9 protein-coding genes are annotated in these 8,734 nt (G+C 71.3%); 4 read left to right on the top strand and 5 right to left on the bottom strand.

Annotated features, from left to right (window positions below):
* Nucleotides 1-135: 135 nt before the first annotated feature.
* The 5 genes from OUY22_RS13285 to OUY22_RS13305 form a co-directional block, all read right to left on the bottom strand.
* Nucleotides 136-681, bottom strand: a complete 546-nt coding sequence (locus OUY22_RS13285) for a 2,4'-dihydroxyacetophenone dioxygenase family protein (protein ID WP_270155204.1) — start codon at nucleotides 679-681, stop codon at nucleotides 136-138.
* A gap of 243 nt (nucleotides 682-924) precedes the next feature.
* Nucleotides 925-1,755: an IclR family transcriptional regulator gene (locus OUY22_RS13290; protein ID WP_270155205.1), complete on the bottom strand. Its 831-nt coding sequence runs from the start codon at nucleotides 1,753-1,755 to the stop codon at nucleotides 925-927.
* A 57-nt stretch (nucleotides 1,756-1,812) separates the two neighbouring features.
* A complete protein-coding gene (locus tag OUY22_RS13295; protein ID WP_270155206.1) occupies nucleotides 1,813-2,598 on the bottom strand; it encodes an SDR family NAD(P)-dependent oxidoreductase in 786 nt (261 codons plus the stop codon).
* The gene (locus OUY22_RS13300) at nucleotides 2,588-3,634 is read right to left on the bottom strand and encodes a transketolase family protein (protein WP_270155207.1); all 1,047 of its coding nucleotides are present in this window, start codon (nucleotides 3,632-3,634) and stop codon (nucleotides 2,588-2,590) included. The genes OUY22_RS13295 and OUY22_RS13300 overlap by 11 nt, the downstream gene beginning before the upstream one ends.
* The gene (locus tag OUY22_RS13305) at nucleotides 3,625-4,491 is read right to left on the bottom strand and encodes a transketolase (protein WP_270155208.1); all 867 of its coding nucleotides are present in this window, start codon (nucleotides 4,489-4,491) and stop codon (nucleotides 3,625-3,627) included. The genes OUY22_RS13300 and OUY22_RS13305 overlap by 10 nt, the downstream gene beginning before the upstream one ends.
* 180 nt (nucleotides 4,492-4,671) lie before the next feature.
* Between OUY22_RS13305 and OUY22_RS13310 the strand changes: the two genes are divergently transcribed.
* The 4 genes from OUY22_RS13310 to OUY22_RS13325 form a co-directional block, all read left to right on the top strand.
* Nucleotides 4,672-5,736: a zinc-dependent alcohol dehydrogenase gene (locus OUY22_RS13310; protein ID WP_270155209.1), complete on the top strand. Its 1,065-nt coding sequence runs from the start codon at nucleotides 4,672-4,674 to the stop codon at nucleotides 5,734-5,736.
* On the top strand, nucleotides 5,733-6,818 hold the full coding sequence (locus tag OUY22_RS13315; RefSeq protein WP_270155210.1) for an SDR family oxidoreductase: 1,086 nt from the start codon (nucleotides 5,733-5,735) through the stop codon (nucleotides 6,816-6,818). The genes OUY22_RS13310 and OUY22_RS13315 overlap by 4 nt, the downstream gene beginning before the upstream one ends.
* Nucleotides 6,819-6,967: 149 nt before the next feature.
* Complete coding sequence (locus tag OUY22_RS13320) at nucleotides 6,968-7,978, top strand: sugar ABC transporter substrate-binding protein (protein WP_270155211.1); 1,011 nt, start codon at nucleotides 6,968-6,970, stop codon at nucleotides 7,976-7,978.
* A gap of 47 nt (nucleotides 7,979-8,025) precedes the next feature.
* A partial coding sequence (locus OUY22_RS13325) for an ATP-binding cassette domain-containing protein (protein WP_270155212.1) occupies nucleotides 8,026-8,734 on the top strand: 709 nt, incomplete at its 3' end.

The following is an 8,734-nucleotide window of genomic DNA, read 5'->3' on the forward strand; positions in this document are numbered from 1 at the left end:
CGCACCGCGGTCCGGGACCGCCCCGGGGGCGCGTCCGGATGCGGCGTCCGGATGTCACGTACGGATACCGCGTCCGGATCTGTCACGCCCGGGGGCACGTCCGAGGGGCGCGTCCGAGGGCGTGGAGAGAATTGCCTAGCGGATGAAACGGTCTACGTAGTCGGCGCCCAGCCCTACCTCGGCGTAGTGACGGCGAGCGTTCTCGATCTTGGAGAACACGTCCTCAACGCCCGTGGGGTTGCCGTCCGGGTCGACGTAGATGTACGCGCCCGTGACGTGGAACAGGGTCCTCATCTCCTCGACGCCCTCCGGCACTTCCAGGGTGTGGATGTCGCCCGGCGGCTCGAAGGCGTAGCTGCCCTCCTCGGCCCACCAGTCGTGCTCCAGGTAGTGCCAGCGGCCGCGGAGCGTCGTCGCGTGGACGGGGCCGGCGTGCCGGTGGCGTGACAGGATGCCGGACTTCCTGACCCGCAGGATGTTGACGAAGTAGCCCTGCGTCGGGCTGAGCAGGAGCGGACGGAACGTCACGTCCGGCGCCTGCGGCACCCAGAGGCGCTCGTCGCACTCGGCGTCCAGCGCCCCGAGCTCCACGAGGTCGTCCACGGTGTTCGGCAGGAGCGGCCCGCGGTAGGGGATCGCGGCGGCGCTCCGGATCATGTCGGCGGTAGGTGTCTCCGTCATGACGGTCGTTCCTCTCTCGGTCGGCACAGGTCTCGGTCAGCGCGGATCTCGGTCGGCGTACGGCTCGGTCGGCGTACGGCTCGGTCGGCGTACGGATTTGGTCGGCGCAGGTGTTGGTCGGCGCAGGTGTTGGTCGGCGCAGGTGTTGGTCGGGGCACGGTCAGGCGGCGCACGGTCGGGCGGTGCCGGGCTGGGTGCGGTCGACGCGGGGTGCCGGGTGGGGGCGGCAGCGGGGTGGTCGGGCTAGCGGTGGGTGTCGGAGGGCAGGGGCTTGCCCCACCAGGTGGCGGGGCGGGCCCAGCCCAGGTCGCGCGACGCCCGCTCGGCGGCCTCGACGGTCAGCTCGGCGAGCCGGTTGGCGGGGTCGAGGATGACGTCGCGCAGGCCGCTCACGGACAGGGCGCCTTCGAGCTCGTTGCGGAAGTTGAACACGGGGGCTCCGACGGCGGCGATGCCCGGTGTCACATTCTGGTCGGAGACGGCGTAGCCGCGCTGGCGCGTGACCTTGACCTCTTCGTTGATCTCCGCCGCGGTGCCGCCGTCCTTCGCGCCGTTCTCCGCGAAGTCGAGCAGCCACTCGCGATAGACGTCCTCGGGGGAGAACGCCAGGATCGCCATCGGCCCGGCCCCCAGGTGGAGCGGCATGGAGCCGCCCAGTTGCAGGGCCAGGCTCTGCACCCGGCGGCCGTCGAGCCGCTCGACGCAGACGGCGTCGAGGCCGCGCCGGATGCACAGGAAGACCGTCTCGCCGCTCTCGTCGTGGAGGTGCTGCATGTGCGGCAGGGCGGCACGGCGTACGTCCATCCGCCGGACGGCGCCGGAGCCGAGGCGGAACAGGTGGAGGCCGATGCCCCACTGGCCGCGGGTGCCGGACTCGACCCAGCCGAGCGCGGCCAGGTTGCGCAGCAGCCGGTGGATGGTGCTGCGCGGCTCCTGCAGCGTCTCGGCGAGCTCCGCCGCGCTGACCCACTCACGCTGGGCGAGGATCTCCAGGATGGCGGACGCCTTGTCGAGCAGGCCGACCGGCTCGCCGTCACCGGCAGAGGGAGCGCCTGGCGAAGCCTGTCCTCTCATGGAACGAACCCTATCTTGGTGGTGGCGTGACACTGTCCGATCAACGGTCGGGGAACGTCAGTCTCGGTGGAAGGTTCCGTCGACGGTGATGCCGCCGTCGACGGCCAGCACCACCCCGGTGACGAACGCCGCCTGCGGGGAGACCAGGAAGGCCACCGCGTCGGCCACCTCCTCGGGGGTGCCGAACCTGCCCAGCGGCGTGCGCCGCAGCAGGGTCTCCTCGTCGAGGACGCCCAGGGCCAGCCCGGAGCGGAACATGTCGGTGTCCATGTAGCCGGGCGCGACCGCGTTCACCCGGATACCGCGCCCGCCCCATTCGACCGCCAGCACCCGGGTGAGTCCTGAGATGCCGGTCTTGGCGGTGGTGTAGGCGAGCCGCAGCGGCAGGCCGAAGGTCGAGCCCACCGACGCCAGGTTGACGATCGCGGCCCGGGGGCTGCGGGCCAGCAGCGGGAAGGCGGCGCGGGAGCAGCGCATGCTGCCGCCGAGGTGGACGTCGAGCTCCCGCATGAAGCCTTCGGTGGGGAAGTTCTCGGCCGGCGCCCGCGCGATCACGCCGGCGTTGTTGATCAGCGCGTCGAGCCGTCCGAAGCGGGCGTCCACCTCGTCGAGCAGCCGGGCGACGCTGTCGTCGTCGGTGACGTCGGCCTGCGCGGCGACGGCCGTGCCGCCGTCCTTCGCGGCCACGTCCGCGACCGTCAGCGCCGTGGCGGCGGCGCCGTCGGCGTTCAGGTCGGCGATGACGACGTCGAATCCGTCCCCGGCGAGCCTGGCGGCGATGGCGGCGCCGAGCCCGCGGGCGGCGCCCGTGACGAGCGCGACGGGTCGTGACTCAGCGGGCATCGGAGGTGATCCTTCCTGACGTCAGGAACGCGCGGGCCTCCTCGGCGACACCCGGCCCGTCCAGGCGGTAGTGGCGGTAGAGATGGGTCGGCGGGCCGATGAGGGCGTACTCGTCGCGGATGCCGTGCCGCAGCAGGGGCACGCCGATCCCGTGGTCGGTCAGGGTCTCGGCGACCGCGCCGCCGAGTCCGCCGTACACGTTGTGCTCCTCGACCGTCATCAGCCCGCGCGACCGTTCGGCGGCGGCCCTGATGGCGGCCACGTCCAGTGGTTTGATCGTATGCATGTCGATCACGCCCACGCTGTAGCCCGCGCCGCGCAGTTCCTCGGCGGCCACCAGGGACGGGTGGACCGACGTGCCGGTGGCGATGATGGTGAGGTCGTCCCCCAGGGAGTGCACGATCGCCTTGCCGGGCTGGATCCGCTCGTCGCCCGGCTGGTACACCAGGGGTTCGCGGCCGCGGCCCATCCGGAAGTAGACCGGGAGCGGGTGGTCGGCGTACGCCCTCATGAGCGCGCCCATCGCCACGTGGTCGGCGGGCGCGACGACGGTCATGTTCGCGATCGACCGCATGATCGCGATGTCCTCGGTGGCGTGGTGCGAGGTGCCGTAGAAGCCGAAGGTGATGCCGGAGTGGTGGCCGACGAGCCGGACCGGCTGCTGGGTGTAGGCGAGGTCGGTGCGGATCTGCTCGCAGCACAGCAGGGCCAGGAAGGAGGCGAAGCCGGTGACGTACGGCTGCAGTCCCGTGGTGGCCAGGCCGGCGGCGACGGACACCGAGTTCTGCTCGCTGACCCCGAGCTGCAGGTAGCGGTCGGGGTGACTCTCCCGGAACGCCCACAGGCCGTTGGAGTACGACAGGTCCGGTGTGAGCACGACGACGGGGCGGCCCTCGTCGACCAGGGCGCCCAGCTGCTCCCCGAGGGCGAGCAGGCCGGGCGACTTGAGCAGCATGCTGGGGATGTGCCAGGTGCCTTCGGCCATCGGCCGGCCGTCGGCGCCGAGGGGAATCAGGCTCTCGGTGTTCAGATCCACTTCTCGTCCTTCAGTTCGCGGACGACGGCGGCCTCGTCCTGTTCGGCGAGCCAGCCCAGATGCCAGCCGAAGTCCCGTTCCATGAAGCCGACGCCCTTGCCCTTGACGGTGTGCGCGATGACGGCGGTGGGCTTGGCGATCTCGCGGTCGCGGATGCGCAGCAGGGTGTCGAGCAGCGCCGGCACGTCGTGGCCGTCGACCTCCTCGACCTCCCAGCCGAAGGCCCGCCACCGGTCGGCGAGGGGCTCGATCGCGATGATGTCGTCGACCTTGCCGTCGAGGCAGTAACCGTTGCGGTCGACGATGGCGACCAGGTTGCCGACGCCGTAGTGTCCGGCTGCCGCGGCGGCCTCCCAGATCTGACCCTCGTGCAGCTCGCCGTCGCCGAGCAGGGCGTAGACGTCGAAGTCCCGCCCGGTCATGCGGGCGCCGAGCGCCATCCCGAGGCCCACGGACAGGTTGTGGCCGAGCGATCCGGAGCTGAAGTCACAGCCCGGGACCTTGGTCATGTCGGGGTGGTCGCCGAGCGGGTTGCCGAGGCGGGTGTAGCCGTCGAGCAGCTCGGGATCGAAGAACCCGTGGTCGGCCAGGATCGGGTAGAGCCCCACGGCGGCGTGGCCCTTGCCCATGACGAACCGGTCGCGGTCGGCCCACGCGGGGTCTCCGCGCCGCAGGCGCAGCACCCCGTAGTACAAGGTCGCGAGGATCTCGGCGCAGGAGAACGTCGATGAATAGTGCCCCGTCTTGGCGATCGAGATCAGGCGGACGGTCTCGAGGCGGACGAACTGGGCGCGCTCGCGAATCCGCTCGACCAGCTCCGATGAGGTCGTGAGGGGCGCGCCTTCACTTGCCGGCATGCAGTCGCTTCCTTACGTGGTGTCAGGGCCATCGGCTTAGCCATCCAGGGCTACCCGCTCCCACTATGAACGAAGATCAAGAATCAGTCAATGGAACATGCTCTCAGTTCATGAGATCCAACAACGGTCCAGTCTCATATAGCGAATGTTAGTCCTACTCATTGACATCTAGCGTTCTGGTTGCGACGCTTTCTCGTCATCGCCCGACTCAACGAGAGGAACGCCATGGAGGCGCTGGTCTACGCCGGTCCCGGCGCGGTCGAAGTCCGCGACGTGCCGAACCCCGAGCCCGGCCGGGGCGAGGTCCTCGTGGAGATCGGCCACGTCGGCGTCTGCGGGACCGACCACCTCCTGGTGCGCGGCGGCCTGGCCCGGGTCCGGCCCGGCGTGGTCATCGGGCACGAGATGGCCGGCCGCGCCGTCGGCGGCGATCTGGACCGGGCCGGCCTGCGGCCCGGCGACCCGGTGGCGGTGGAACCCCTCATCAGCTGCGGGGTGTGCCGCACCTGCGCCCGCGGGCACCGGCACATCTGCGAGACGCTCGGCCTGTACGGCATCGACCGCGACGGAGGCGCGGCGAGCCACGTCGCGGTCCCCGCCGACCGGCTCCACCGGCTGCCGGACGGCGTCCCCTCGCGGGTCGCGGCGCTCGCCGAGCCCCTCTCCGTGGCGGTGCACATGGTCGCCAGGGCCGGGGTGGCGGCTGGGGACAAAGTCATGATCTTCGGAGGCGGCCCCATCGGCGCGCTCCTGGGCCTGGTCGCCCGGCTCTCCGGCGCCGGCGCGGTGCTGGTCGCGGAGCCGCGCGCGGACCGGCGGGCGTTGCTGGCCGAGCTCGGCATGACCGTGACCGACCCGCTCGCCGCCGACGTGACGGCGTGGTGCCTGAACCGCGCGCCCGGCGGGGTCGACGTCAGCTTCGAGGTGTCGGGCGCCGACGCCTCCTACGCGGCCGCGCCCGAGGTCACCAGACCGCGCGGCACCGTCCTCGTGGGCGCGCTGACCGACCGGCCGGCGCGGGTGCCCATGTCCCAGGTGATGTTCAAGGAGCAGCGGCTCGTGGGGTCCCGCGTCTACACCGGCGACCACATGGCCCGCGCCGTGAGCCTCATGGGGACGGCGGGCCTGCCGCTCGACGCGCTGGTCAGCGACGTGGTGCCGGTGCGCGAGGCGCCCGGCCGCGTCTTCGGCGGCGGGCCCGCGGGCCTGATGAAGACCCTCATCGCCGCCGGTGACGGATCATGACGGTCCTCGTGGCGGGCGCGTCCGGCGTCATCGGGCAGGCCGCCGTCGAACGGTTCCTGGCCGACGGGCTGGACGTGGTCGCCCTGTCGCGCCGTCCTCCCGACGTGGAGCCGCACCCCCGGCTCCGGCACGTCACCGTGGACCTGACGGACGCGGCCGCGTGCCGGGACGTCCTCGGGCGCCTGGAAGGCGTGACGCACGTGGTCTACGCGGCGTTGTTCGAGAAGCCGGGCCTGGTGGCCGGATGGCTCGAAGCGGACCAGATGCAGACCAACCTGGCCATGCTCACGAACCTCGTCGAACCACTCGTCCAGGCGCCCCGGCCGGCCCTCCGCCATGTGAGCCTGATGCAGGGCGCGAAGGCGTACGGCGGCCACGTCCACCCGCCGCGCCGGATCCCCTCCCGCGAGCGGGAGCCGCGTGATCCCCATCCGAACTTCTACTGGCTGCAGGAGGACTACCTCCGGGAGGCGGCCGGGCGGCACGGGTTCGAGATCACCGTCTTCCGCCCGCAGATGCTGATCGGCGGGGCGACCGGCTCGGCCATGAACGTGGTCCCCGTCATCGGGGTCTACGCGGCGCTCTGCGCGCGGCTCGGCCTCCCGTTCGGCTTCCCTGGCGGGCGGTCGTACGTCTGGGAGGCGGTCGACGCCCGGATCGTCGCCGCGGCGCTGTCGTGGGCCCGGACGTCGCCCGCGGCCTGGGGAGAGACCTTCAACCTCACCAACGGTGACGTGTTCGAATGGCGTGACCTGTGGCCCGCGATCGCGGCGGAGCTCGGCGTGGAGCCCGCGGCGGACACGCCCCGGGCGCTGGCGGACTTCATCCCCCGGCACGAGCACGTGTGGGCGGAGATCGTACGGACCCGGGGGCTGCGCCCGCTGCCCCTACCGGATCTGCTCGGCCAGTCCCACCACTACGCGGACCGCTGCTTCGCCTACGGCAGGGACGATCCCATGCCGCCGAAGTTCCTCAGCACGGTCAAGGTGCGGCAGGCGGGCTTCCATGACTGCGTGGCCACCGAGGACTCGATCCGGTACTGGCTCGCCCACCTGCGAGAACGCCATATCTTGCCCCTGTAACACCCTTGAAATCCCATTCTCACTCTGATGTCATATGTCCACTGAGTTGGACAAGAGGCTTTACCTAACGGCCGACGTCCCGCTTAGCGCTACGTCGGGCTCGGATGCGACTGCATCTCTTCGTACGACGCAACAAGACAGGAGAAGACGTGATCGCAAAGTCGACCCGTCGGTTCAGCAGAATCCGCACGCTCGCCGCTGTGGGCGTCACGGCGGCCCTGGTCGCCGCATGCGGGGCCGACACCTCCACCGGTCAGGCGGGCAGCGCCCCGGCGGAGGGTGACCCCTTCAAGGTGGGCATCGTCGCCCTGGACGCCACGCAGATCACCGCGCTGAACGAGCGCACCGCGGCCCAGAAGAAGATGAAGGAGATCGGCTGGGAGACCACGGAGATCAACTCCGACGGCGACCCCGCCAAGGCCATCTCCGCGATGCAGAACCTCGTGCAGAGCGGCGTGAACGCCATCATCGTGCAGACCTACACCCCCGACCAGCTGGCGGCGGGCCTGGCCGCCGCGAAGGCCGCCGACATCCCGGTCTTCTCGACCGCGGGCGGGGTCGCCGGCGGCGGCGAGGCGGGCGCCGTCGAGCTCGTGGCCGCCGCCAACGTCAACGACAAGGTGATCGAGGCCATCAAGGACAAGCCGAAGGTGGAGCTGCTCCAGCTTCGCTACACCCCCGGCGCCCCCTGCCGCTCCCGCGCCGAGGACCTCGACGCCAAGCTCTCCGGGCTGTCCAACGTCAACGTCACCCGCCAGGAAGTGAAGATCCCCGGCGGCGAGCAGTCGGCGCAGGAGGCCACCGCCGCCTGGCTGCAGGCCCACCCCGACGACGGGCAGACCACCTTCGTCATCTGGCCGTGCTTCTCCGAGGCCGCCATCGGCGCCGTGTCCGCCGAGAAGCAGGCCGGCCGCGGCCCATACGAGCTCTACACCTGGGACATCTCCAAGCCCGCGATCCAGGCCATCAAGGACGGCTACGCCACCGGCGTGCTGTGGATCCAGGTCGACAAGGCCGGCGAGCAGATCGTCGAAATGATCAAGGAATGGCGTGACGCCGGCGGGTCGTGGCAGACCAAGAACGTGACCGCGCCCAGCGTCCTGCTGACCAAGGACAACATCGACCAGACGCTCCAGGAGAACCCGGAGCTTCTCAACTGACGTTCAGGCGACCACGCAAGGCATGACGAGGAAGGCGAGTCAACGTGATGGCGACAGAGCACGCGGCCGCGCGGGCGGCGGGAGACGGTTCCGCGCCCCTGCTGTCGGTGCGGGGCGCGGTGAAGCACTACGGCCTCGTCCAGGCCCTGCGTGGCGCCGATCTCACCGTCCAGCGCGGTGAGGTGCACGGACTGCTCGGCGCCAACGGCGCCGGGAAGTCCACCCTGGTGAAGATCCTCGCCGGCCTCGCCAGGCCGGACCAGGGCGGCTTCGAGCTCGACGGCGCCGCCCTGCGCCCGGGGAACATCCGGGAGGCGGCGGCCGCCGGCGTGCGCCTGGCGCACCAGGAGCTCGCCATCGTCCCGGCGCTCAGCGTGCGGCAGAACCTCCACCTGGGCCGCTACCTGCACCCCGAGCTGGCCGGCGCCAAGGAACGCGAGCAGGCGTACACGGAGCTGTTCGAGGAGTGGGGACTGGACATCTCGTTCGACGCCGTCATGCGCGAGCTGTCCCCCGCCCACCAGGCGACCGTGGCGCTGGCCAAGACGCTGGTGGGCGACGGGCGCCTGCTCATCCTCGACGAGCCGACCGCCTCACTCGGCCCGAAGGAGGTGAACGGGCTGTTCTCCATCATCCGCCGCCGCGTCGCGGCCGGGGCGGGCGTCATCTTCGTCAGCCACCGGCTGGGCGAGGTCAGCCGGCTCTGCGACGCCATCACCGTGCTGCGCAACGGCCAGCGGGTGCACGACGGCCCGA

Source organism: Nonomuraea corallina (assembly GCF_027620315.1).
Lineage (GTDB): Bacteria > Actinomycetota > Actinomycetes > Streptosporangiales > Streptosporangiaceae > Nonomuraea > Nonomuraea corallina.